This window comes from Xanthobacter variabilis (assembly GCF_043831965.2).
Taxonomy (GTDB): domain Bacteria; phylum Pseudomonadota; class Alphaproteobacteria; order Rhizobiales; family Xanthobacteraceae; genus Xanthobacter.
In genome coordinates, this window is record NZ_CM195533.1 from 1,245,278 (window position 1) to 1,269,877 (window position 24,600).

A 24,600-nucleotide genomic window follows, 5' to 3' on the forward strand; every position below is an offset into this window, starting at 1 on the left:
ATCAGTGGTCGTCGTCGCGGTCGCGGCCGAAGGAGAGGATCTCGCGCTTGCCGGCATGGTTGGCCGGGCCCACGATCTGTTCCGCCTCCATGCGCTCCATGAGGCTGGCGGCCTTGTTGTACCCCACCTGCAGCCGGCGCTGGATGTAGGACGTGGAGGCCTTGCGATCGCGCAGCACGATGGCCACCGCCTGCTCGTAGAGATCGCCGCCGCTGTCTCCCATCTCGCTCTTGTCGAACACGGCGTCGTCGGAGCCGGAGGGGCCTTCCGCCTCCTCGTCCTGCACCACGTCTTCCAGATATTCCGGCCCGCCCTGGGCCTTCAGGAAGGCGACCACGTGCTCCACCTCCTGGTCGGAGACGAAGGGGCCGTGGACGCGGGTGATGCGCCCGCCGCCGGCCATGAAGAGCATGTCGCCCTGGCCCAGCAGGGTTTCCGCGCCCATCTCGCCGAGAATGGTCCGGCTGTCGATCTTGCTGGTCACCTGGAACGAGATGCGGGTGGGGAAGTTCGCCTTGATGGTGCCGGTGATGACATCCACCGAGGGGCGCTGGGTGGCCATCACGAGGTGGATGCCGGCGGCGCGCGCCATCTGGGCCAGGCGCTGGATGGCGCCCTCGATCTCTTTGCCCGCGACCATCATGAGGTCGGCCATCTCGTCGACGATGATGACGATGTAGGGCAGGGCGGAGAGGTCCATCTGCTGCTCTTCATAGAGCGCCTCGCCGCTTTCCTTGTCGAAGCCCACCTGCACCTGCCGGGTGAGCACCTCGCCCTTCTCGCGGGCCTCCGCCATGCGGGCATTGTAGCCGTCGATGTTGCGCACGGCGAGGCGCGCCATCTTGCGATAGCGGTCCTCCATCTCCTTCACCGCCCACTTGAGGGCAATGATGGCCTTCTTGGGGTCCGTCACCACGGGGGTCAGCAGATGCGGGATGCCCTCATAGACCGACAGCTCCAGCATCTTGGGGTCGATCATGATGAGCCGGCAGGCTTCCGGCGTATGCCGGTAGAGCAGGCTCAGGATCATGGTGTTGATGGCCACCGACTTGCCCGAGCCCGTGGTCCCGGCCACCAGCAGATGGGGCATGCGGGCGAGATCGGTGATGACCGGCACGCCGCCAATGGTCTTGCCCAGGCAGATGCCGAGCTTGGTGCGCGCCTCCTCGAACTCATGGGAGGCGAGCAGCTCGCGCAGCCACACCGTGTCGCGCCGACGGTTCGGCAGCTCGATGCCGATGACGTTGCGCCCTTCCACCACCGCCACGCGGGCGGATACCGCGCTCATGGAGCGGGCGATGTCGGCGGCGAGCGCGATGACGCGGGAAGACTTCACGCCCGGCGCCGGCTCGAACTCATAGAGCGTCACCACCGGGCCGGGATTGGCGTCGATCACCTCGCCGCGAATGCCGAAGTCGCGCAAAATCTGCTGCAGCATGGCCGAGCTCTGGTCGAGGAATTCCTCGGAGAGCTCATAGTCCGGCTCCAGCTGGGGCGGCTCGCCCAGAAGGTCGATGGGCGGCAGGTGGTAGGCGAAGGGGTCATGCGCCGGGTCCACCACCGCCGGCAGGCCGGCGGGCGTGGCGAGGGCCGGCAGCGCCGCCTCGGCGGGCACGTCGATCACGGGGGCGGTGGCTTCCGGGGCGCTGGCCGCGGACGGCTCGGCCGTGGCGTCGGTACCCTTCTCCGCCGGGGCGTCGAGGCTGCCATTGATGCTCAGATGGTAGGGCTGCCAGGCGAAATGGGCGTGGATCAGGTCCGCGGCACGCGCCGCCGCGTCGGCTTCCGGCGCGAGAGGTTCGGGCGCGATGGGGGCAAGGTCCTGCTCAAGGATCTCGGGCAGGGCAAGGCGGCCAACCACGATCATCCGCGTGAGCGGGCGCAGGTGGGCCGGGGCAAGGTCTTCCATGAGCGGATCGGCGGCGGCTGTCTGATCGGGTGTTTCGTCGAGGAAGGCGGAGGCGCCCTCAAGGGCGGCGGCGGCGAGCTGGGCTAGTGTCCCGTCCAGCGGCACGCTTTCCGCCGCCTCGCTCATCTGGTCCGTTTCATCGGCGGCCACAATTTCGGAGGGGGCCGCTGCCTCAGATGCGGGGAGCTCGGCCATGGCGGCGGCCGGCACGTCCGCGTCGGCCGCGGGCGCCTGCACCGACACGTTCGTGTCGGACATCTCCAAGGCTGCATCGGAGGCGGCCATGTCGACCATGGTGACGCCCGGCGCGGAGGTGTCTTCCATCACCGGTGCCGCCGCCATGCCGGCGTCCTGCGGCGCGGCTTCGGCCACGTCCGGGGAGGGGCCGAACGACGAGGTGGCGGGATCAAACGCGGCCATGGTCAGTTCAGAAACACCTTCGCTGAGGGCGGGCGTGGTCGCGGCGTCCATTGCCGGCTGCGGCGCGTCGGTTGCGGCAGCGGTGAAGTCGGCCTCGAAGGCGGTGGCGTCGGTGAATGGCTGGGCTGCGGTGTCCATTCCGTCCATGACCATTTCGGCCGGGGTCTCCTCGGGGAATTGGGGGGCGGGCGCGTCCGCCACATCGCCGGTGCCGGCGAGCGCGGGATCCTCAGCGAAGGCCGCCGCCCCGTTCAGGATGGCCTGCGGAGGCAGGGCTTCGGGCTGTCCCGCAGCGTCGGTGCCGGCTGCGGCCGCATCGACCGGAGCACTGAATTCCGGAGCGGGGAAGGGCTGCGCCATCGCAGCCTCAGACATCTCGGGCTCCATGACGGGCAGGTCTGGGGCGGAGGATTCCACAAATTCCGCGTTGCCGATGAAGGCTGGCGCCGGGCCATCGCATGACGCGAATTCGACGGGTGCGGTGCCGAAGTCCGGCGCCTGCGCGGGAACGCTGTCGCAGGGCGCCGGGGCGAATTCCGGCGTTTCGCTGAAGCCCTGGGCCGAGTTGTTCATCATGGCGGGCTGTCCGCTCGCGTCGGGCTGTGCATTCGCGTCTTGGGGCGCGAAGGGGGCCTCGCTGGTGGCGTTGGCCTCGCCGAGGGGCGGGGTCCAGCCCATGTCCGCAGGGGCCGGGGTTTCCGGTCCCGCCGCGCCGAGGGGAGCGGCGCTGGCGCTAAGGCCCGAGCCGTCGGTGCTGAAGGCGGGCGGCGCCGCGCCATCGTCCGACCAAGCCATGACCGGCGGAGTGGCGAACACGGTCGAATCCGCAGCGGGGAAAGCCGGAGCGTTCTCCATCTCGGTTTGCTGGGGCAGGGAGGTCGGCTGCCAGACCGGCTCCGGGTTCCAGGCTCCGGACGCGGCATGGGGCGCGCCGGCGAATTCATCGGCGCCGAAAGCGTTCTGCTGCGGGGCAAAGGGCTCTTGAGCAAGCGGTTCCTGGGCGAACGCCTCCTGGGCGAACGCCTCCGGCGCCAGGGGGCCGGCGGTAGGGGCCTGCGGCTGCGCGGCGTCGCTCTCGGCGGTGGTGTCGAGGTCCGGCGCCGGGGTCAGGTCCTGCCAGGAGAGGACGGTCTCGCGGCCCTGCTCGTCCACGCTCCAGCCTTCAGCGTGATGGCCGAAGGCGCGGGCGTGCTCGGCTTCCTCACCTTGGGTGCTCTCGCGGGCGGCGCGCAGCGCCGGCAGGTCGGCGAAGGCCTGCTCAAGGGCGGCGATATCGGCCTTCACGCTGGGAATCGGGGCGGCGTCGTCCTGAATGTCGAGGGGCATTTCCAGGAAGTGCCAGGAGGCGCCGGCCGTGCCGTAGCTGGGCAGCGGCTCGGGCTGCGTCTCCTCGGGCGGGCGCAGCAGGTGGTCCGGCGTGCGGGTGAAGCGGGTATTTTGGTCCAGACTGAAGGGCCGCAGCCAGCTCGGCACGAAATCGGCGTTGATCCAGCTATGGACCGTGGAGCCGTCCGGATTCGCCGGGAGCATGTCCTCGTCTTCCTCCGAAACCAGGAGCGAGGGGAAGTTCACCATTCTCGGAGGCTGGTTCGAAGAGGACATCGGAGCAAATCCAGGGCTACTCGGTACGCATCAAGGCATAGGCGCGCGACCTTAAAAGGAGGTTTCGTGCGCCGGCTTCCTCGCCTCCACGGCCCCGGGCCTGTGCATGACGCTGGGGATGGCGCGTGCGAGAGGCCGTGGGGTACGGAAATCCGCGAGCGTTCCCGCGTGACGATTGACGCGGGCCCGCTTGGGCGAAACAACGCGTGGCAGCGCATTTCGAGAGTTTCCGCCCGCAATGGCTTCCACATCCGTTTCCATCATCGGCGCCGGCCCGGCGGGGCTCATGGCCGCCGAGCGCCTGTCGGCCGCCGGTCTCGGCGTTCATGTGCATGAGCGGATGCCCTCGCCCGCGCGCAAGTTCCTGATGGCCGGGCGCGGCGGGCTCAATCTCACCCATTCCGAGCCGTTCGAGCGATTCCTCACCCGCTATGGGCCGCAGGCCGGCCGGCTCGCGCCCGCCCTTTCTGCTTTCACCCCGGATGATCTCAGGGCCTGGGCCGAGGGGCTGGGCGAGCCCACCTTCGTGGGCAGCAGCGGCCGTGTCTTTCCCGAGAGCTTCAAGGCCAGCCCCTTGCTGCGGGCGTGGCTGCGGCGCCTGGCGGGGCAGGGGGTGAACCTCAACACGCGCCACCAGTGGCTGGGCTGGGATGGCGCCGGCCGCCTGCGCTTCGCCACCCCTGAGGGCGAGCTGCTGGAGCAGCCGGCGGCGACCCTGCTCGCCCTCGGCGGGGCATCCTGGCCGCGACTCGGCGCCGATGGCGGCTGGGTGGGGCTGCTGCGCGCGCAGGGGGTGGAGGTGCGAGATTTCGTGCCCGCCAATATGGGCGTGCGCTGCGCGTGGTCCGATCTGTTCCGTTCCCGCTTCGCCGGCACCCCGCTGAAGCGCATCGTCGTGCGCTGCGGTGAGGCGCGCGCGGCCGGTGAGGCGGTGGTCACCGAGGCGGGGCTGGAGGGCGGTGCCATCTATGCGGTGTCGCGGGCGGTGCGCGAGGCGCTGGCGGCGGACGGTGCCACGCTGCATGTGGACCTCCGGCCTGATCTCGATGTCGCGCGCCTTGCCGGGCGCCTGTCGGCGGCGCCGTCCCGGCTCTCCTTCGCCAACCTGCTGCGCAAGGCCGCTGGCCTTTCCCCGGTGGCGGCGGGTCTGCTGCGCGAGGCGATCGGACCCGCCCGGCCGGCGGATGCGGGTGCCCTCGCAGAAGCCATCAAGGCCGTGCCGCTGACCGTGACCGGCGTGGGTGATCTCAGCCGGGCCATTTCCAGCGCCGGGGGCCTGGCCTGGGACGAGGTCGGCGCGGACTTTCAACTTCGCCGCCTGCCCGGCGTTTTCGTGGCGGGGGAAATGCTGGATTGGGAAGCGCCCACCGGTGGCTACCTGCTGCAAGCCTGCTTCGCCACCGGGCGCGCCGCCGCCGAAGGCATTCTCGCGCGCCTCAGCTGATGGCGCCCGGCTTCAGGTCGCCCTGGGGCCTGGGCGGGGCCAGGTTGATCGACATTCAACAGGTCCGGTCGACATTCTCGAGACACGGGTTGCCGAGGGCTCGGTCCCTCTCCCGTTCTCGGGTGAGGGGCGCGCGGGCCGCCGCAGTGGCGCACAGGCCCCCGATTCAAGGCCTTCGGCATTTTCGAGGGGTTGTCCCAGGTCTCGCTGCCGGAGCCACGTTCCCACGTTTCGCCCCCCAACCCGCTCCCGCAGGCGGGAGAGGGAGCTGCGCCACGAAGAACGCGCCACGAGGCAAGCGCCACAGGAAAGCATCACGGGGAACGCGGTCGTGGGCCAGAAGCCACGCCACATGCGATGAATGCCCATCAGCCCTTTGGCTGGATCGAGATGCGCGCATAGGTTGGGCAAGCGCGCCTCCCCTCCTGGCTTCCAGGGGCGGGACGGGGACTTCCCGTAACGCGGCCAAGTCTTCCAGCGTGGCCAAGTCTTCCGACGGCGGGCCGTGAACGCGCGACCGCCGTCCACGGTGGAGCCTCTCTGCCGCTCTGCTGCGTCCAAGCCCCTCGGTTTCCGCCCCTCGCACCGGTCGGAGAGCTGTGACGTGCGGACCGACCGGATGGCAGCCATGGCCCTGCGCTGAATGCCGCCTGGCACCCGGCGGGCTCGATCAGCCCTGGAAGCCGCCAGCGTCGAGATAGGCCTGCTCGGCCGGTGTCATGGCGCGCCCGAGGATCGGGTTGCGGTGGGGGAAACGGCCGAAGCGCGCGATGGCCTCCTGGTGGAGCAGGGCATAAGCGAGCCCGTCCTCGTCCCCGGCCTGGCGGTAGAGGTCCACGCAGCGCTGCTGGCTGGCGTCGTCCTCCGCGTGCATGTAGGGCAGGTAGAAGAAGCCGCGCAGGCTCGGCGCGGCGTTCACCAGCGGGGCTTCGTCGAAGCCGCGTGCGATGGCTCGTCCCGCCACCGTGCGGGCCCGCTCATCGGTGGCGAAGGCGCGGGGCGTTGCGCGGAACACGTTGCGCGGCACCTGATCGAGCAGAATCAGCAGGGCCGCCGCGCCTTCCGGGGTGTCCTCCCAAAGGTCGAGGCGGCCGGCGGCGGCTTCCTCGTGGGCCGGCAGCAGTCGGGCGCGCACCTCATGGTCGAAGCTGGCGCCGCCGCCGAACCAGCGCTCGCGCCCGGCCGCGCGCCACCAGGCGAGGATATCGGCGGGGTTATCGCGGAGGCCCTCGCTCATCGCGGCAGGCCGGGCGGGGCGAGGGGATTGTCCGTGAGGGCGGCGCGATCGGGCGAATCGACTTCGGGCACGCCGAGGAAGGCGTTGAACAGGCGCTCGATCACCTTGGGGTCGAGATCGCGCACGATCATCACCAGCCGCGTGCGGTGGTCGTCGTCGGGCCAGGCGGGCAGTCGTGCGGGCGGATGCAGCACGTGCTGCACGCCGTGCAGCACGATGGGCGCCTGCGGATCCTCCTTCACCTTCACGATGCCCTTGAGCCGCAGCAGGTTGGCGCCATGGGTGGCGCGCAGCAGCTCCAGGAACAGGTCGAGGGTCGAGGCCGGAATGGCGGCGTCGGTGGCGATGGTGAAGGCGCGGATGCGCCCATCGTGACGGTCGGGGTCGGGGGTGCCCGCGGTGGCCTCGGCGGCGGCCACCGCCTCGTCCGAGAGCCAGCGGGCCACGTCGGGGCCCTTGGCGGTGGGATCATAAAGGCCGGTATCGAGCAGCGTGGCGGCGGACGCCTCGGTGCTCTCCAGCAGCCGGGCGGCGGGGGCGAGGCGCCGCAGCCGCGCCCGCAGGGCATCAAGTGCGCGGCGCGCCTCATCGGTGGTCATGAGGTCTGTCTTGGTGAGCACCAGGCGGTCGGCCATGGCCGCCTGCTTCACCGCTTCCTCATAGCTGTCGAGGGTCGCTTCGCCATTCACCGCGTCGATCACGCACACGAGCCCGTCCAGGCGGTAGCGCATGGCGAGGTAAGGGTGCGTCATCAGCGTGTGCAGCACGGGCGCGGGATCGGCGAGGCCCGTGGTCTCGATGATGACGCGGCTGAAGGGCGGCAGGCGGTCATTGTCGCGCCCGCGCAGCAGGTCCTCCAGCGCCGCCACCAGATCGCCCCGCACGGTGCAGCACAGGCAGCCGGAAGAGAGCATGACGATGCCCTCCTCGACCGGCCGCACGAACAGGTGGTCGAGGCCGATCTCGCCGAATTCGTTGATGAGCACCGCAGTGTCCGCCAGCGCCGGATCGGCCAGCAGCCGGTTGAGCAGCGTGGTCTTGCCCGCGCCCAGGAAGCCGGTGAGCACGGTGACGGGAATGGGGGCGGGCGGGCCGCGACGGGCGGGCGCGTCTTCGGAAGCAGGCTGAGGCATGGCCGCAAGCTACCCCATCGGGCCCGCCCGCGCATCCGCCTTCATGCTCGTCTCGCGGCAGCGACGCAGGGCTCTGGCTGCTGGACGCGGACTGCTGCGCCGGGAACGGGGCGTGCTTCCCGCACGGAGAGCCCGTGGTGTCGCCGGACGCCGCCCCGGGGGCGGGCGAGCGGAGCGTGGGCTACCTGCAGGCCGGTGGCCGATGCGCCGGCTCTGCAGCCGTGTCGCGCCCGTCTCGGAACATGGTGCAGCGGACTCGGCGGCTACGGCATTCCCGCATGAGGCGGGAGCCGGTTCGCGCGAGGGACGTGCGCCAAAACAAAAGGATCAGCGGTCTCAGTGTTTCCATGAAACAGCAGACACCGGCTGGTGCGAAAGCGGGGCCTCGAACCTCAGCGTGGCGCGCGGCACCGACGGTTCCCCGCCACCATTCCCACCGACGCGACGCAGGGGGCTCAAGCAGGAGGCTCAATCCGCGATAGGGGCCAGCGCGCGCCACTGATCGCCAGAAGAGCAGACCGGAAGGGGACGTCGAGCGGGCGCGCCGGGAGGGCGTGCGTCGGCCCTTACGGGCTCTAACCGCGCAAGGGGCGCGGATTCCTGTGCTCCGGCGCGGACCTGCTGCCGCGCGGCGGTCGGGAGAAGGGGCCGCACGCGCAATGCTGGCTCGTGCATGCCGGCGGAGGCAAGGGGCGCTTCGCTCAGGCGCGGTGCGCCATGGCGTCGGAACCCGCCCGGCTTACTCGCCCGATTTGGCTGATCCGGTGCTGGCGGCGAGGTCGGGCCGCGGCATGGAAAGGGGCTTGGGGGAAAGCTTGGGCTTTGCCGCCGGCTTCGGCGCCGGCTTCTGCTCGGCGGAGGTCGCCTTGGCCTCCTTGGCGGGCTTCTTGGTGCTCGGCTTGGAGGCGGGCTTGCCCGCGGCGTCGCTGTTTGCCGGCTTCTTGGTGTTGCTGGCGGCCGCCGGCTTCTTCTTCGGCTTATCGTTCTCGTCCGGCGCATAGGCGGAAGCGAGATCCTGCGGAGCGGACCGCGTGCCCACGAAAACCGGAATGGGCGGCATGGAGGGCGGCAGCGGCTGCAGCAGGTCGGCGCCCGAGCGCGGCTGGGTGGGGCCACCGGCGGCCAGGGCGAAGGAGATGGCCTGGCTGTTGATGCCCGGGCTGTCGTCGTCGGCCTCCGAGGCGGTCACCGCGCGCTTCCCGCCACAGACATAGGGCGTCATGTTGAACGGGTCGCCGCCCACATTCTGAATGGCGGAGAGGGTGGGGGCGGCTGAGCCGAAAATGTTCCAGGAGGACTGGAAGCCCTTCTCGAACAGCATGGCGGCCTCCTCCGCGCGGGCGGTGCCGGAGCGGGCGCCGAGCACCACGGCGATGAGCCGCTTGCCGCCGCGGGTGGCGGTGGCCACCAGATTGTAGCCCGAGCCGCAGACGAAGCCGGTCTTCATGCCGTCGGCGCCGGGATAGCGGTCGATCAGCTTGTTGTAATTGCGCAGCACGCTCTTGCCGAGCTTGATGGCCGGGATGCGGAACAGCATCTCGTGCTCGGGGAAATGATAGATCAGCGCCCGGGCCAGAATGGCGAGGTCACGGGCGGTGGAAACCTGGCCCGGGTTCGGCAGGCCGTTGGGGTTCTCGTAATGAGTGCCGGTCATGCCGAGGTGGGCGGCGGTGGCGTTCATCTCGTCCACGAAGGCGGGCATGGAGCCGCCCACGCCTTCGGCCACCACCATGGCCATGTCGTTGGCCGACTTCACCAGCACCATCTTGAGCGCGTTGTCGAGGGTCACCACCGTGCCGGGCTTGAAGCCCATCTTCGAGGGTGACTGCGAGGCCGCGAGGGCGGAGACGGTAAGCGGGCTGTCCATGGTGAGGCGGCCATTCTTGACCGCGTTCAGCGCCACATAGACCGTCATCAGCTTGGTGACGGAGGCCTGGTACCAGGGCTTGCCGGCGTCCTGCTGCTCCAGCACCCGGCCGGTGTCGGCCTCAACCAGGAGAACCGGATTGGCGCGGGCCGGGCCGGCGCAAAGGCCGGTCACCAGGACGGCGCCGGCCACGAGCCTCAACGCCGCGGCGTTCACACGCGCGGTCCATGCGGCAAGATGGGATTTCGAGCGCGCCAACCTGTTCCGCTCCCTTTGTTGGAAGGAGGCCCCCGCCTGAAGGTCCCTTTCCTAGCCGGTTTCGCAGTCGCGGGAAAGTCGAAACCATTCCGCGCCCCGCGCGACGCGTTGAAAACGCCGGGAGCGAACGCCCAAGCTTGCCACATTTGCTGCCACATTCTTGCCGAATTCTGGCGGCGCGCGTGAAAATGCTTCCCGCCGCCGGTGGTTCAGGTTTCCGCCAGGGGCTTCTCCCGCGCCGGGGCCTCCACCATGAACTGGGCCTGCGCCAGCGCGGCGAATCGCCCGCCGAGGGCCACCAGCTCGTCGAAGGTGCCGGCCTCGATGACGCGGCCGTGCTCGAACACCAGGATCCGGTCCGCGTTTCGCACGGTGGCGAGGCGGTGGGCGATGACGAAGGTGGTGCGGCCTTTCATCACCTCGTCGAGGGCGGCCTGCACTTTTGCCTCGGTGGCCGCATCCAGGGCGGAGGTTGCTTCGTCCAGGATCAGGACCGGCGGATTCTTCAGCAGCGCGCGGGCAATGGAGAGGCGCTGGCGCTCGCCGCCGGAGAGCGCACGCCCGCGCTCGCCCACCACTGCCTGAAGGCCGAGGGGGTTGCGCTCCACCAGCTCCAGCGCCTGGGCGCGGGCGAGCGCCGCGCGCAGCTCGGCCTCGGTGGCGTCGGGCTTGCCCACGCGCAGATTGTCCTCGATGGAGCGGTTGAACAGCAGCGGCTCCTGGAACACCACGCCGATGCTCTTGCGCAGCGAGGAGAGGGTGGCGTCACGAATATCCATGCCATCAATGCGGATGGCGCCGGACTGCGGATCGAACACCCGGTGAAGCAAAGCCAGGGCGGTGGACTTGCCCGCACCCGTGGTGCCCACGAAGGCGAAGGTCTGCCCCGGCTCGGCATGGAGCGAGACATCCTCCACCGCCGGCCGCTTGCCGTCATAGGAGAAGGACACGTCGTCGAACACCACATCGCCCTTCACCGCCACCAGCGGGCGGGCATGGGGCCGGTCGCGCACCGCGCCGACCGTGTCCAGCACCTCGAAGAACTGGGCGAGCTGGGGCGCGGACATCATCAGCCGGTTGAAGAAGCTCACCGTGTGATCGAGCCGGCCGATCAGCATGTTGGCGAAGGCCACATAGGTGACGATCTCGCCGATGCCGGCAAGGCCGTGCAGATAGAGCCACGTGCCGATGAGCAGGATGGCGAGGATGGTGAGCGTGGTCGCCGCCTTGGTGGCCATGGACACGACCGCCCACCAGGACAGCACCGGGATCTGCACCCGAAGCACCCGGTTCACCGTGTCCTTCAGGCCGCCCACCTCCGCCTCGACGCGGGTGTAGCTCTGGATCACGGCAACGTTGCCGAGCGCGTCCGAAGTCTGCTCCGCGAGATCGGAGTTATATTCCTCCACCTGCCGCTGCATGGTCTCGGTGCGGCGGATGACATAGGCCGTGATGACGCCGAACACTGCCATCAGCACGATCAGCACCAGCCCAAGCCGCCAGTTGATCCAGATGCCCACCGGCACCAGCACCACCAGCGAGAGGATGGCGGCGCAATCGTCGCGGAAGAAGGAGAGCCAGAGGCCCCACAGGGCATCCACGCCTTCCAGCATCACCTTCAGCAGGCGCCCGGAATGGGTTTCGCCGTGGAAGCTCAGGGGCAGTTGCAACACGTGCTCGAAATACTGGGTGAGCACGCTGAGTCGCCGCCGGTGGGAGAGCCGGTCCGCATGGAGAGAGATGAGGACGCCGGCGCCGATGTTGAACAGGCCGAAGGCGACCCAGGCCGCCAGCAGCGGGGTCAGCTCCTGGAAGGTGGGCAGGCGGGTCGCGGCCTGGGCGGCGGCCAGCGCATCGATGATGCGGCCGAACAGGATCGGCTCGGCGAACTGGGCAATGGCCAGCACCAGATTGGCGAGGGCCAGCAGGGCCCCCATCCGCGCCTGCGGACCGAGCAGAGCGAGGGTGCGCAGATAGACGCGGATCAAGTTCATGGGACGCCGGCTTCCTGGAAAGATGCCCCGTAAGGGTGGCGGAAGATGCGCCCGCAACCCCGCGCCGCGCAAGGGCTTCTCCGGCCATGTGCAGGGCTGGCTGACGCTGGGTCGCCGCGCGCGTTCACGCTTGTGGGGGCGATGCGGTGATTGACGGATGGGCCCGGCCCACCTATAAGCCTCGCCAACTCAGGCGGCTCTGGCGGCCGGAGCTCAGTGGGTATTTGCGTGCCGGCTCATCTTACGGGGCGGCATGGCGGCGCAAGCCGTTGCCACTCTGGGTGCCGTCCCTTGCGCTTAAATCACCTTTAGAATTCGGAGAAGAGACCCGTGAAGCGCACCTATCAACCCAGCAAGCTCGTGCGCAAGCGTCGCCACGGCTTCCGTGCGCGCATGGCGACCCGCAACGGCCGCAAGGTCATCGCCGCCCGCCGCGCCCACGGTCGCAAGCGTCTGTCCGCCTGACGGCGGGCCGGGCGGAGCCGTGCCGATCGTGGATCAGCTCCGCAAACGCCGTGATTTCCTTGCGGCAGCCAAGGCGGAGCGCGCAGGCGTCTCCGCCTTCCTTCTGCAAGGGCGCGATCGCGGCGACGGCGGTGACGTTCGCATCGGTTTTACGGTCACCAAGAAGACCGGCAACGCGGTGGTGCGCAATCGCATCCGCCGCCGTTTGCGCGAGGTGGCCCGCCAGGTGGTGCCCGATGCCGGGCGCCCCGGATATGATTATGTGCTGGTGGCGCGCGAGCAGGCGCTTGCCGCGCCATTCGGCGCTCTTTTGAGTGATCTCGGCAAGGCTTTGCGCAAGCTCCACGATCCCACGCGCGTTGCGCGATCCGGGGGCTCCAGGCGCACACCCCGCAGCCCCGTCGAGCGCCAGATGCGCGAGGGTGGCGCCAAAGGCGCATCGCCGCAGGGCGTTGCGCCAGCCCTGGGCGACGCCCCACATTCCGATTCGAAAATCAGTTCCGACCCCCAGGCGCCATCCGCCGACGGAGGCCATTCGGCATGAGTGACAACCGCAATATGATCATCGCCATCGCTTTGTCGGTGGTGATTCTCATCGGCTGGCAGTTTTTCTATGGCATGCCGCAGGCGGAGCGGCAGCGTCAGGTGGCGGAGCAGCAGCGCATCACCGCGTTGCAGGAGGCCCAGAAGGCCGAGAGCTCGACGCCCGCGCCCGGCAGCGCCGCTCCGGCGCCCGGCTCCGTGCCGCAGGCGGGGGGCTCCACCACCCCGACCAAGGCCCTGACGCGCGAGCAGGCCATCGACGCCACGCCGCGTGCGCTCATCGAGACGCCGCGCCTGAAGGGCTCTATCTCCCTCAAGGGCGCGCGGGTCGACGACCTGCTGCTGACCGAATATCACGAGACGGTGGACCCCAAGAGCCCGAACATCGTTCTGCTCTCTCCCTCGGGCGCGCCGAATCCCTTTTATGCCGAGTTCGGCTGGGCCGCTGCGGCCGGCGCCGGCGCCAAGGTGCCCGGGCCCGAGACGCTGTGGACCTCCAATGGCGGCAAGCTGACGCCCGAGGCGCCCCTGGTGCTGACCTGGGATAATGGCGCGGGCCTCACGTTCCGCCGCACCTTCACCGTCGACGACCATTACATGTTCGCCGTGAAGGACGAGGTGGAGAACAAGGCGGGCACCGCCGTCACCCTCTATCCTTATGCTCTGGTCTCGCGCCACGGCATGCCGCACACCTCCGGCTTCTACATCCTGCATGAGGGCCTCATCGGCGTTCTGGGCGATAATGGCCTGCAGGAAGTGACCTACGCCAAGATGGACAAGGAGAAGCCGCAGGCCTTCTCCGGAGCCACCGGCGGCTGGATGGGCATTACCGACAAGTACTGGGCCGCGACGGTCATTCCCGACCAGAGCGTGAAGTATGACGCGAAGTTCTCCAGCGCCATGGTGGGCAACACCCAGACCTTCCAGGCCGACTTCCTCGCGGCTCCGAAGACGGTGGAGCCGGGCGCCACGGTGTCTACGAAATCCCAGCTGTTCGCGGGCGCCAAGGTGGTGCAGGTGGTCGATGGCTACCAGCACAGCTACAATATCGATCGCTTCGACCTGCTGATCGACTGGGGCTGGTTCTACTTCATCACCAAGCCGCTGTTCCTGGTGCTGGACTGGATCTACAAGCTGGTCGGCAATTTCGGTGTCGCCATCCTCATCGTGACGGTGATCCTGAAGGGCATCTTCTTCCCGCTGGCCAACAAGTCCTACGCCTCCATGGCGAAGATGAAGGCCGTGCAGCCCGAGCTCACCGCCATTCGCGAGCGCTACGCCGACGACAAGGCGAAGCAGCAGCAGGCGATGATGGAGCTGTACAAGAAGGAGAAGATCAATCCGGTCGCAGGCTGCCTTCCCATCCTGATCCAGATCCCGGTGTTCTTCGCGCTCTACAAGGTGCTGTTCGTCACCATCGAGATGCGGCATGCGCCCTTCTTCGGCTGGATCCGCGACCTCTCGGCGCCGGACCCGACCACCATCTTCAACCTGTTCGGCCTCATTCCGTGGGATCCGGCATCGGTTCCGGTGGTTGGCGTCTATCTGATGCTGGGCGCGTGGCCGATCATCATGGGCATCACCATGTGGGTGCAGATGAAGCTGAACCCGGCCCCGCCGGACCCGACCCAGCAGGCCATCTTCAACTGGATGCCCATCATCTTCACCTTCATGCTGGCCCATTTCGCGGCTGGTCTGGTGATCTACTGGGCCTGGAACAACACCCTGTCGGTGGCCCAGCAGGCGCTGATCATGAAGCGCAATGGCGTGAAGATCGAACTCTGGGACAACATCAAGGGCGCCTTCAAAAAGAAGCAGCCCGCCAAGGGGTGAGGCTCCGCCTTTTCCGTTGCCGTAAGCGCCGCCGGTCGAAAGATCCGGCGGCGCTTTGCGTTTGAGGCTGGCGGTTACGTGCGTCGCGTCCTGCGCGCTGTGGTCTTAGTGCAATATGTGACTATATTGACACGTGAGTAATATGGCACATATTAGCGGCATGGATGACGTCTTCGCTGCGCTTGCCAGCCCGGTTCGCCGCGCACTGCTCGACCTTCTCATGGCGAAGGACGGGCAGACCCTGGGGGAGCTTGAGCGCCAAACGCAGCTCACCCGCTTCGGCGTGATGAAGCATCTCAAGGTGCTGGAGGACGCGCATCTGGTGCTGACGCGCAAGGTGGGCCGGGAGAAGCATCATTATCTCAACCCGGCGCCCATCCAGCTTGTGAGTGACCGCTGGATCTCGCGCTATGCCGCTCCCCACGTGGCGGGCATGGCGAACTTGAAGGCTCTTCTAGAAGGAAGCATTCCCATGTCCACCGCGCCGACCCACGTCTATGAGCTCTTCATCCGCGCCACGCCGGAGGCCCTCTGGGCGGTGCTGACCGACGACAGCAAGACGCCGCTCTATGAGCACTTCAACATGACCAGCCGCACTGACTGGCGTGTCGGTGGCGCGCGGGACTACTTCATGGGCGAGCGGCGGGTGATCGAGGGCAAGCTGGTTGAGATCGACCCGCCGCGCCGTCTGGTGATGACGTTTTCCGCTCAGTGGGCGCCGGATGTTGCGGCGGATCTGCCGTCCCGCGTGACCTGGGAGATCACGCCCGTGGGCGAGGACGCCTGCAAGCTCACCTTGACCCATGATGGGTTCGCGGCCGAGACGGCGACCGCCAAGGCGGTCGTCCATGGCTGGCCGGAGGGGCTTTCGCGCCTCAAGACGCTGGTGGAAACCGGCACTGCCTTCGTGGTCGAGGCGCCCGCGGCTTAAGGGTCGCGGCTCCAAAAGAAAATGCCCCGGCGAGCCGGGGCATTTTGCATTCGGAGAAGAAACCTTCAGCCGCCGGCAACCGGCAGCGGAATGGGCGCCGGGCCCAGGGCCACGCGCCGCGAATCGGGGCGCTCCACCACGCGGTCCGCATAGGGCAGCTCCAGCCGCTCCCACACATCCGAAAGCGCCTTCGCCAGATGGGCGATGAGGGCGTCGTCGTGGAACGGGGTGGGGGTGATGCGCAGGCGCTCGGTGCCGCGCGGCACCGTGGGGTAGTTGATGGGCTGAATATAGATGCCGTATTCGGCCAGCAGCAGATCGCTGGCCATCTTGCAGGCCTTGGCGTCGCCAACCATCACCGGAACGATGTGGGTGGGCGTTTCCATTTGCGGCAGGCCGGCGGCGGCCAGCGCCGCTTTCACCTTGGCCACCTGCGCCCGCTGCCCCGCGCGCTCCGCCTGCGAGTCCTTGAGGTGGCGGACGGAGGCGGCTGCCGCAGCGGCGATCGCCGGCGGCAGAGCCGTGGTGAAGATGAAGCCGGGCGCGTAGGAGCGCACCGCATCGATGAGTACGCGCTTGCCGGTGATGTAGCCGCCAACCACGCCGAACGCCTTGCCGAGCGTGCCTTCGATGACGTCGATGCGGTGCATCACGCCTTCCTGCTCGGCCACGCCGCCGCCGCGCTCGCCATACATGCCGACGGCATGGACCTCATCGAGATAGGTCATGGCGCCGTATTTCTCGGCGAGGTCGCAAATGCCAGCCATGGGGGAAATGTCCCCGTCCATGGAATAGACACTCTCGAAGGCAATGAGCTTGGGCCGGTCGCCGGCCGCCTTCAGCAGCTCTTCCAGGTGCTCAAGGTCGTTGTGGCGGAAGATGGCCTTCTGCCGGCCGCCGTGGCGCACGCCCTCGATCATGGAGTTGTGGTTGAGCTCGTCCGACAGCACCACGCAGTCGGGAATGAGCTTCACGATGGTGGAAATGCCGGTGTCGTTGGAGATGTAGCCCGAGGTGAAAACCAGGCCCTGCTCCTTGCCATGCAGATCGGCGAGCTCGCGCTCGAGCATCACGATCTCATGGCTGTTACCGGAGATGTTGCGGGTGCCGCCCGCGCCGGCGCCGCGCTCCTGGGCGGCGGCGCACATGGCTTCGATCACCTTGGGATGGCTGCCCATGCCGAGATAATCGTTCGAGCACCACACGACGATGTCGCGGGGGCCGCCCGGCGAATGCCAGACCGCGCGCGGAAAATGGCGCGCGTCGCGCTCGATCTCGGCGAAGGTACGATAGCGGCGCTCCTTGCGCAGAGCGTCGATGGCGTCAGCGAAGAAATGATCGTAATTCATTCCGGACCCTGCAGACGGCGCGCGGATCGCCGGCAAACGACCCTGCGTTCTTTTCATATTATGATTCCACCTTGCGCCTTGTATTGATGCCAATCAAGGGTGCGCGAGGGGTGCGCGGCGATCGAGCGCGGGTCCGGTGGGGCAGGGGACCTTCGGGGCCTTCCGATTCAATGGGTGAGCGCGGGGAGCTGAGGCAGGAAGGCATCAAAATTGGCGCTGACCTGCTCCCGGGTTCGGGCCATGGCCACCACCGTCACTGTCGCTGCCGGGCCGGGGATGAGGCTGGTGACGACGAACAGCTTGTCGCCATTGGGCTGGGTCCGCTCCTGCCAGGCACTGAAGACGTTGATTCCGTCCAGACTGGTGACCGAGCGCAGGCTCACCACCGACTTGGCGCGGGGATTGGCGGCGTTATCGCTGACATTGTTCTCTTCCTGGAGACGCATGAACGTCTCGGCGGTCATATTCGCCAGCACCTCATGATGGCGGAAGATCGTCAGCACGGCGCCCGATCCCCCGCAGGCCGCCGACTGGCAACGGAAGGTCATCATCCCGTTCCGGGGTGGCAACTGGAGCCAGCCCTCCACCGCCGGCGGGCGGCCTGGCTCCACGGCGGCCGCCTGCGGCGCGAAAGCCGCACTCAGCAGCGCCGCCGAAATCAGCGCGGGGAGCAGGATCGGTCGGGCATGTTGCCGAGGCATCAGCGGGCCTGTGGGTGAGGGTGAGGGCAGCGGGCGGGCACTGCAAAATTGTAGGGCCATTCCCGTTCCGCCGTCGCCTTGATTTTCATCAAATTGCCACTTGCGCCGGCAGGCCGAATCCACTAAACCCCGCCTCGCCCAAATTCGCACGTGCCTGTGGTCGCGTGTCGGTCGGTAGGATCTCCGGACAAGAGGCCGGAAAGCTGCCAGGCGACCGATAGCCGGAGGGAACCGGCCCACCCCGCTCCTCAATGCGGGGGACGTGACTTGAAGCAACGACGTAAGGGCTTTTTTGGTCTCAGCCGCCCCTCCAAAGGTCGGCGACACTGAAGAGGCGCTACATCTTGCCGGCCGTGCGGAGCGGGATTTCCCTCTCCAAGCGTGCGCAGTCGTCTCAAGTTCGCGAGGCTTTCGCCCCTGCGAGCTGTTCGGCTGCCGTTCGGTCCCATGATGCGGCCGGTTGAGAGACCGGCGAAGCGGGTATGGCCCGCGGCCGTGACGGCGTGTCCACATCGCCGCCTCGCCGCATGCGCATGCCCCGGATGGGCCAGAAAACCCACCTTCGTGCTGAAGGCGGGAACGGTCCCGTTCGTCCTGTCGGCGCGCGGCTTCTCCGCGTTTCACTTGGCTTCAGGTCACGGGGAGGACACCATGACCGATCGCATCCGCGAATTCCTGCGTACCCGACGAGAGGATGGCCCCTGCGTGGTGGTGGACCTCGATGTGGTCCGCTCCAATTACCAGGCGTTCGCCCGCGCTTTGCCCGACACCCGCGTGTTCTACGCGGTGAAGGCGAACCCGGATGCCGCCATTCTCCAGGCCCTGGAAGAGCTGGGTTCCTGCTTCGATTGCGCCTCCACCGGCGAGATCGACATGGTGCTGGCCACCGGTGCCGGCCCGGAGCGCATCTCCTTCGGCAACACCATCAAGAAAGAGCGCGACATCGAGCGCGCCTTCAAGGCCGGCGTGCGCCTGTTCGCGGTCGATTCCTACGAGGAAGTCGAGAAGATCGCGCGCGTTGCTCCGCGCTCCAAGGTGTTCTGCCGCATCCTGTGCGATGGCGCGGGCGCCGAATGGCCACTCTCCCGCAAGTTCGGCTGCGAGCCGGAGCTGGCGGTTGAGGTGCTGGAGCATGCCCACCGCCTGGGCCTCGTGGCCTATGGCGTGTCCTTCCATGTGGGTTCCCAGCAGAAGAACGTGAACGCCTGGGACAGCGCGCTGGCCTCCGCCGGCCGCATCTTCCGCGAATGCGGGGAGCGGGGCATTTCCCTCTCCATGGTCAATCTGGGCGGCGGTTTCCCCACCCGCTATCTGCAGGACGTGCCGGCCGCCCGCTCCTATGGCGAGGCCATTTTCTCGTCGCTGCGCAAGCACTTCGGCAACCGCATTCCGGAAACCATCATGGAGCCGGGCCGCGGCATGGTGGGCAATGCCGGCCTCATCGAGGCGGAAGTGGTGCTGATCTCCAAGAAGTCCGACACCGACGCCATGCGCTGGGTCTATCTGGACATCGGCAAGTTCGGCGGCCTGGCTGAGACCATGGACGAGGCCATCCGCTATCCGCTGCGCACCCCGCGCGATGGCGATGACACGGCGCCCTGCGTCCTCGCCGGCCCCACCTGCGATTCGGCCGACGTGCTTTATGAGAAGACGCCGGTGCACCTGCCTTTGTCGCTGGCCATCGGCGACAAGGTCATCATCGAGGCTTGCGGCGCCTACACCACCACCTATTCGGCGGTGGCGTTCAATGGCTTCCCGCCGCTGAAGTCCTACGTGATCTGACCGTTTCGGGCGCTTCCCGCGCGGCGTGAGTTCCGACCTTCTCCGGCGCGTGGCGTGGGGGTGGGCGGCTTCGCGCCTTCAGCAGGCTGGCCCATTGTCCGGCGCCGCGTTGGCGTCCGGGCTCCTCCGGCACCGGCATCCGCCGTCCGGAGGCGATGAGGAGGGGGCTTTCCCCTCGTCTTCCGCACCGTCCCCTTAGCCGGGTTTTCGGCCTGGTCGCAGACGCGGCCGGGGACGGCATTCTTCACGTCTCGGTTATGGCACAGGAGGTGCCGGTGACTGACATTGTGCTGGAATCCGTGGAAGATGTGGCCGCGCGCGAGGTCCTGCTGGACCTGTGCCTGGGCGAGGATCGGCGCGCCAAGTCCTCCGAGCGCCTGCGTGAAGGCCGGCTGCCGGCCGAAGGGCTCGCCTTTTCCGCCCATGGGCCGGACGGCCGCCTGGCGGGCACCGTTCGCCTGTGGAACGTGTGCGCCGGTCCGGGCAAGGCGGCGCTGCTGCTGGGGCCGCTCGCCGTGCACCCCTGGTTCCGCAAGGACGGCCTGGGCGGCGCCCTGATGCGCACGGCGCTGGATGCGGCGCGCGCGCGCGGCCATGGCGCCGTGGTTCTGGTGGGCGATGCTCCCTATTACGCGCGCTTCGGCTTTTCGGCGCAGAAGACCGGCGAATTGTGGATGCCGGGGCCGTTCGACCGCAACCGTCTGCTCGGCCTGGAGCTGACGGCGGGCGCCCTCGATGGCGCGCGCGGCCTCATCAGCCCCACTGGTGTGGAGATCGGCCGGCCCTCCCTCGACGAGCTCATCGCCGGCGAGCTGCGCCGGTCGGCCTGAGGCGTGCGCACCGCCGCCCGTTCGCGCGATTGCACGCGGGCCGGTGGTTTGCGTCGGCCGCCGCCGCGGCGTCGAGGCGGTCCTCCGCTTCGCCCGCTGTCCGGCGCCGACGCGCAGCCTTGGCCGGTGCCGCGCCAGCCCCCTCTCCCTTGCCCCCGTCACCCGTGCCCCGAGCCTCCTTGCTCAGGGTTCTGGTGCGGGAGCGGGGAGCGGGGGCTTTCGTTTGCTTACGACCCAAGAAACGCGAGATTGACGGGCGGCGCCGTCCACGTCTGGTTTTGCTTTGCCGTCGGCGCGCGACCAATAAAAAGGCCCCTCTCCGCGTGGAGAGGGGCCTTTGGTTTGCCGGCAGTCGAGGAAACGCGAGATCGCGGGGCGCCGGCGGCTGGCTTTGCTCTGCCTTCGGCGCGCGGCCAATAAAAAAAGGCCCCCCTCCGCGTGGAGAGGGGCCGTGTTGGGTGACGCTGCGGTCAGCGCACGATGATGTTTTTGAATTGCCAGGGATCCTCGAGGTCGATGTCCTCGGGGAACAGCTTCTGGCGGCCGGTCATGGGCGTCCAGTCGGTATAGGTGCCGATGACGGGGCCGAGATAGGGCATCTGCACTTTCAGGCAGCGATGGAAGTCCAGTTCATCCGCCTCGACGATGCCCGCATTGGGGTTCTCCAGCGCCCACACCATGCCCGCGAGCACGGCGGAGGACACCTGCAGGCCGGTGGCGTTCTGGTAGGGCGCCAGCTCGCGGGTCTGCTCGATGGAGAGCTGGGAGCCGAACCAATAGGCGTTCTTGGCGTGGCCGTAGATGAGCACACCCAGCTCATCGATGCCGTCGACGATCTCATGCTCGTCCAGGATCTTCCACTTGCCCTGGAAGTGGCCGCCATTGCCGAACATCTCGTGCAGCGACAGCACGGCGTCGTTGCAGGGGTGGTAGGCATAGTGGCAGGTGGGGCGGTAGACCACCTTTTCGCCGTCCCGCACCGTCAGATAGTCGGCGATGGAGATGGCCTCGTTGTGGGTGACGAGGAAGCCGAATTGGGGCCCTGGCGTCGGTGTCCAGGAGCGGACGCGGGTTTGGGCGCCCGGCGAGAGCAGATAGATGGCCGCGCCGCAGCCCTCCTTATGGGTGCGCGCCTCCGGGGGCAGCTCCTTCTCATGGGTGCCCCAGCCCAGCTCGGCCGGCTGCAACCCTTCCGACACGAAGCCCTCCACGGACCAGGTGTTCCAGAACTCGCCCATCACCTTGGGGTTGCGAGAGCGCTGGGTGTCGCGCTCGGCGATGTGGATGCCCTTCACGCCCAAAGCGCGGGCGAACTGGGCCCATTCCGCACGGTTCTGAGGCTCGGGCCGGTCAAGGCCGGTGTCGGCGGCGATGTTGAGCAGCGCTTGCTTCACGAACCAGGACACCATGCCCGGATTGGCGCCGCAGGTGGACACCGCCGTGGTGCCGCCAGGATTGCGGCGGCGGGCGTCGAGCAGGCTTTCGCGCAGCGCGTAATTGGTGCGCGCGGCATTGTCCATGCTCTCATCGAAGTAGAAGCCCTTCCACGGCTCAATGACCGTGTCGACATAGAGCGCGCCGAGCTCGCGGGTGAGCTCCATGATGGCGATCGAGGACACGTCCACGGAAAGGTTCACGCAGAAGCCCTGGCCGCCGCCATTGGTGAGCAGGGGAGTGAGCAGCTCGCGGTAATTCTCCGGCGTCACCTCGGACTGGATGTAGCGGATGCCGCGGGCATCGAGCAAGGTGCGGTGCTCCGCCACCGGGTCGATCACCACCATGCGGTCTCGGTCGAAGTCGAAATGACGCTCGATCAGCGGCAGCGTGCCGCGACCGATGGATCCGAAACCGATCATCACGATGGGGCCGTCGATCGTCGCGTGTACCGGCCAGTCGCTCATAATAGGGAACACTCCTCCTGAAATATGCCCGTTATCCGGACACGAGCACCATGGAGGATGAAAACCGGTGCCGTCAACAGGCATTCAGCCGCGCCCCCGAAGGCGCGGTATGAAATTTCGGTCGCTGCCGGCGTACGAATGATCCTGATCGACTTGTTGAATCCTTCAGATGTCACAACTCTGCTGCGTGTTTCCGATTGTGATGACTGCTGCCGGCTTCGGGATTTCCAATATCAGAGGCCGCGCAGCGGAAAAATGCCACGACCAATGCGGGGTTGTCATAATATCTTCATTCGTTGTCGCGCCTCTTTCTGAGGTTTTCTTGCTTTTGCTGCCGTTGCGACAGGCGCCGGACTGAGTTTGGGCGCGCGTGCCGGTCCCGCTCGGCGGTCTACGCCCGGCGCGGCGCGGTGCTTCCGTCCCGTGGTGATGCAGGGGGCTGTCGGAGTTGTGCCCCTTGTGGCGCGCGCGGCCTGCGGACGAACCCGCATGGCGATGTGCCGGCATGGCTGATGGCCGGACGCAAAGAGATCAGGGGTATTCCTCTCCACGCTCGCGCCGTGCCCGGCGGCGCGCCATCGGCTCCACTGCTCGGCAGGGGCGGCACGCATGCAGGGGGGTGAAGTCGGCGCGCGCCAGAAGCGCCGATGACCGCGTGAGCGCGGACCCGGACAATGCGGCCCGGCATCCGTGAGGCCGCGGGATTACTGACGGTATCCGCGTTCCGCCGCAGGCATGTCCCGTTTCATGGAGCGGGGACATGCCACCCAGGTTGGTCGGCGCATCTCCTGCCCGCGGCCCGCATCGCTGGGAATGCGTGTCCGGCCGCGGTGGAAATCAATCTCAGTCGCTGGCCAGGATGTGGTTGCGGACGATGGGATAGACCTGCCCCGCCCATTTGCGGCCAGAGAAGACGCCGTAATGACCCACGCCGGCCTGCATATGGTGGCGCTTCTTGTGGGGGCGAAGGTTCCGGCACAGCTCCTGGGCGGCCACGGTCTGGCCGAGGGAGCAGATGTCGTCGCGCTCGCCTTCCACGGTGAGCAATGCGGTGCGCCGGATGGCGCCGAAGTCCAGCGGACGCCCGCGATAGGTCAATTCACCTTTCGGCAGGCGGTATTCCTGGAACACGTAGCGCACGGTCTGGAGGTAGAAATCCGCATCCAGATCGAGCACCGCGAAATACTCGTCGTAGAAGTTCTTGGTGGTCTCGGCCTTTTCGTCGTCGCCCTCTGCCAGGCTGTTGTAGAGGTCGAAGTGCGCCTTCATGTGGCGGCCGAAATTCATGTTCACGAAGGCGGTGAGCTGGAGGAAGCCCGGATACACCCGCCGGCCCGACCCGGCGAACCCGCGCGGCACTCGTGAGATGAGATTGCGCTCGAACCAGCTGATGGGCTTGGTGGTGGCGAGCTTGTTCACCGCCGTGGGATTGATGCGGCAGTCGATGGGCCCGGCCATGAGGGTCATGGAGCGCGGCGTTGCCGGATTGTTGTCCTGGGACATGACGGCGGTGGCCACCAGGGCCTGCACGCAGGGCTGGCACACCGCCAGAAGGTGGGCCCCCGGCCCCAGCACCTCCAGGAAACGGATCACATGCTCCACATAATCGTCGAAGGCGAAGGGGCCCTCGGACAGGGGCACGTCCCGCGCATTATGCCAGTCGGTAATATAAACGTCATGGTCCGGCAGCAGGGTCTTGACCGTGTTGACCAGGAGCGTCGCGAAGTGACCGGAGAGGGGCGCCACCACCAGCACACGGGGCTGGGCCACGTCCGTTTCCTTCTTGAAGTGCAGGAGGGTGCCGAAGGGCAGAACGGCGGTGTTCTCCTCCGTCACCGGCACTTCCTGGTTGCCCACCTCCACGGTACGGATGCCGAAATCGGGGCGCCCGTGACTGAGGCCGGCGCGCTCCACCAGCTCACAGGCGGCGGAGATGTGGCGCAGCCCGGCATGGGCGAAGCCGTTGATGAGAGGACCGTTGAGGGTCTGCCGCGTGAGCCCCGCCGCAAAGCGCAGCGGCTGCATGAGGTCGGCTTGGGTCTGATAGGCCAAATACATCATGGCTCCCTACACCACCGGGCTCCGGCGGAGGTCGGCAGCACCAAACGAAGAAGGCACCCGATCATGTGGCTGAACCGTCCTTCCGCTCCGCCTTCGAGCTTAAGCGACATCGCGCCGAAAGCGAAACCTTAAGTTATTGTCGCAGGGACGTTTTTGCTCTTTCCTGGTCGCGAGTTCAGTTGTACCTGTTAGAGAGATATTGAAGCGCGGCGTGGTGCATTGCAACATGCTTCGTCACCGGGGCCGAAGGTTTGTCGCTCCCACCCCCCTCGCCAGCACCTGGCGGGGGCGGAGCGCGCCGGAGGTGCCACCGTGTCGTCCCGAAGCCCGTGGAACAGCC

16 protein-coding genes are annotated in these 24,600 nt (G+C 67.7%); 7 read left to right on the forward strand and 9 right to left on the reverse strand.

Annotated features, from left to right (window positions below):
* Window position 1: 1 nt before the first annotated feature.
* The gene (locus V5F26_RS05370) at window positions 2-3,931 is read right to left on the reverse strand and encodes a DNA translocase FtsK (protein ID WP_394946877.1); all 3,930 of its coding nucleotides are present in this window, start codon (window positions 3,929-3,931) and stop codon (window positions 2-4) included.
* 238 nt (window positions 3,932-4,169) lie between these two features.
* Between V5F26_RS05370 and V5F26_RS05375 the strand changes: the two genes are divergently transcribed.
* Window positions 4,170-5,375: a BaiN/RdsA family NAD(P)/FAD-dependent oxidoreductase gene (locus V5F26_RS05375; protein WP_394946878.1), complete on the forward strand. Its 1,206-nt coding sequence runs from the start codon at window positions 4,170-4,172 to the stop codon at window positions 5,373-5,375.
* A gap of 670 nt (window positions 5,376-6,045) precedes the next feature.
* On the opposite strand, the gene V5F26_RS05380 is transcribed toward V5F26_RS05375, so the two are convergent.
* From V5F26_RS05380 to V5F26_RS05395, 4 genes are all read right to left on the reverse strand, one after another.
* Window positions 6,046-6,612 carry a DUF924 family protein gene (locus V5F26_RS05380; RefSeq protein WP_394946879.1) on the reverse strand — a complete coding sequence of 189 codons (567 nt, stop codon included), beginning with the start codon at window positions 6,610-6,612 and terminating at the stop codon, window positions 6,046-6,048.
* Window positions 6,609-7,745, reverse strand: coding sequence for a CobW family GTP-binding protein (locus tag V5F26_RS05385; protein ID WP_394946880.1), 1,137 nt, complete (start codon window positions 7,743-7,745; stop codon window positions 6,609-6,611). Before V5F26_RS05385 ends, V5F26_RS05380 begins: the two co-directional genes overlap by 4 nt.
* Window positions 7,746-8,484: 739 nt before the next feature.
* Entirely contained in the window at window positions 8,485-9,804 is a 1,320-nt protein-coding gene (locus V5F26_RS05390; RefSeq protein WP_394946881.1) for a D-alanyl-D-alanine carboxypeptidase family protein, read from the reverse strand.
* Window positions 9,805-10,079: 275 nt separating this feature from the next.
* Entirely contained in the window at window positions 10,080-11,864 is a 1,785-nt protein-coding gene (locus V5F26_RS05395) for a glucan ABC transporter ATP-binding protein/ permease (protein WP_394057273.1), read from the reverse strand.
* Window positions 11,865-12,194: 330 nt separating this feature from the next.
* On the opposite strand from V5F26_RS05395, the gene rpmH reads away from it, so the two are divergent.
* From rpmH to V5F26_RS05415, 4 genes are all read left to right on the forward strand, one after another.
* On the forward strand, window positions 12,195-12,329 hold the full coding sequence (rpmH, locus tag V5F26_RS05400; RefSeq protein WP_029349589.1) for a 50S ribosomal protein L34: 135 nt from the start codon (window positions 12,195-12,197) through the stop codon (window positions 12,327-12,329).
* A 19-nt stretch (window positions 12,330-12,348) separates the two neighbouring features.
* Window positions 12,349-12,873, forward strand: a complete 525-nt coding sequence (rnpA, locus tag V5F26_RS05405; protein ID WP_509210541.1) for a ribonuclease P protein component — start codon at window positions 12,349-12,351, stop codon at window positions 12,871-12,873.
* Window positions 12,870-14,705 carry a membrane protein insertase YidC gene (gene yidC, locus V5F26_RS05410; RefSeq protein WP_394057270.1) on the forward strand — a complete coding sequence of 612 codons (1,836 nt, stop codon included), beginning with the start codon at window positions 12,870-12,872 and terminating at the stop codon, window positions 14,703-14,705. Before rnpA ends, yidC begins: the two co-directional genes overlap by 4 nt.
* 142 nt (window positions 14,706-14,847) lie before the next feature.
* Window positions 14,848-15,636 (forward strand): ArsR/SmtB family transcription factor, encoded by a 789-nt coding sequence (locus tag V5F26_RS05415; RefSeq protein ID WP_394946882.1) that lies wholly within the window; start codon window positions 14,848-14,850, stop codon window positions 15,634-15,636.
* Between the two features lie 65 nt (window positions 15,637-15,701).
* Here the strand turns inward: V5F26_RS05415 and hemA are convergent, their stop codons facing one another.
* Both hemA and V5F26_RS05425 read right to left on the reverse strand, forming a co-directional pair.
* A complete protein-coding gene (gene hemA / locus V5F26_RS05420) occupies window positions 15,702-16,985 on the reverse strand; it encodes a 5-aminolevulinate synthase (protein ID WP_234053563.1) in 1,284 nt (427 codons plus the stop codon).
* A gap of 167 nt (window positions 16,986-17,152) precedes the next feature.
* Window positions 17,153-17,809 (reverse strand): hypothetical protein, encoded by a 657-nt coding sequence (locus tag V5F26_RS05425; protein ID WP_394057267.1) that lies wholly within the window; start codon window positions 17,807-17,809, stop codon window positions 17,153-17,155.
* A gap of 528 nt (window positions 17,810-18,337) precedes the next feature.
* Between V5F26_RS05425 and V5F26_RS05430 the strand changes: the two genes are divergently transcribed.
* Complete coding sequence (locus tag V5F26_RS05430; protein ID WP_234053561.1) at window positions 18,338-19,468, forward strand: type III PLP-dependent enzyme; 1,131 nt, start codon at window positions 18,338-18,340, stop codon at window positions 19,466-19,468.
* Window positions 19,469-19,725: 257 nt separating this feature from the next.
* Window positions 19,726-20,298, forward strand: a complete 573-nt coding sequence (locus tag V5F26_RS05435) for a GNAT family N-acetyltransferase (protein WP_394946883.1) — start codon at window positions 19,726-19,728, stop codon at window positions 20,296-20,298.
* A 470-nt stretch (window positions 20,299-20,768) separates the two neighbouring features.
* Here the strand turns inward: V5F26_RS05435 and V5F26_RS05440 are convergent, their stop codons facing one another.
* Both V5F26_RS05440 and V5F26_RS05445 read right to left on the reverse strand, forming a co-directional pair.
* Window positions 20,769-22,199 carry a homospermidine synthase gene (locus V5F26_RS05440; RefSeq protein ID WP_394057266.1) on the reverse strand — a complete coding sequence of 477 codons (1,431 nt, stop codon included), beginning with the start codon at window positions 22,197-22,199 and terminating at the stop codon, window positions 20,769-20,771.
* An 843-nt stretch (window positions 22,200-23,042) separates the two neighbouring features.
* On the reverse strand, window positions 23,043-24,260 hold the full coding sequence (locus V5F26_RS05445; RefSeq protein WP_394057264.1) for a polyhydroxyalkanoate depolymerase: 1,218 nt from the start codon (window positions 24,258-24,260) through the stop codon (window positions 23,043-23,045).
* Window positions 24,261-24,600: the final 340 nt, after the last annotated feature.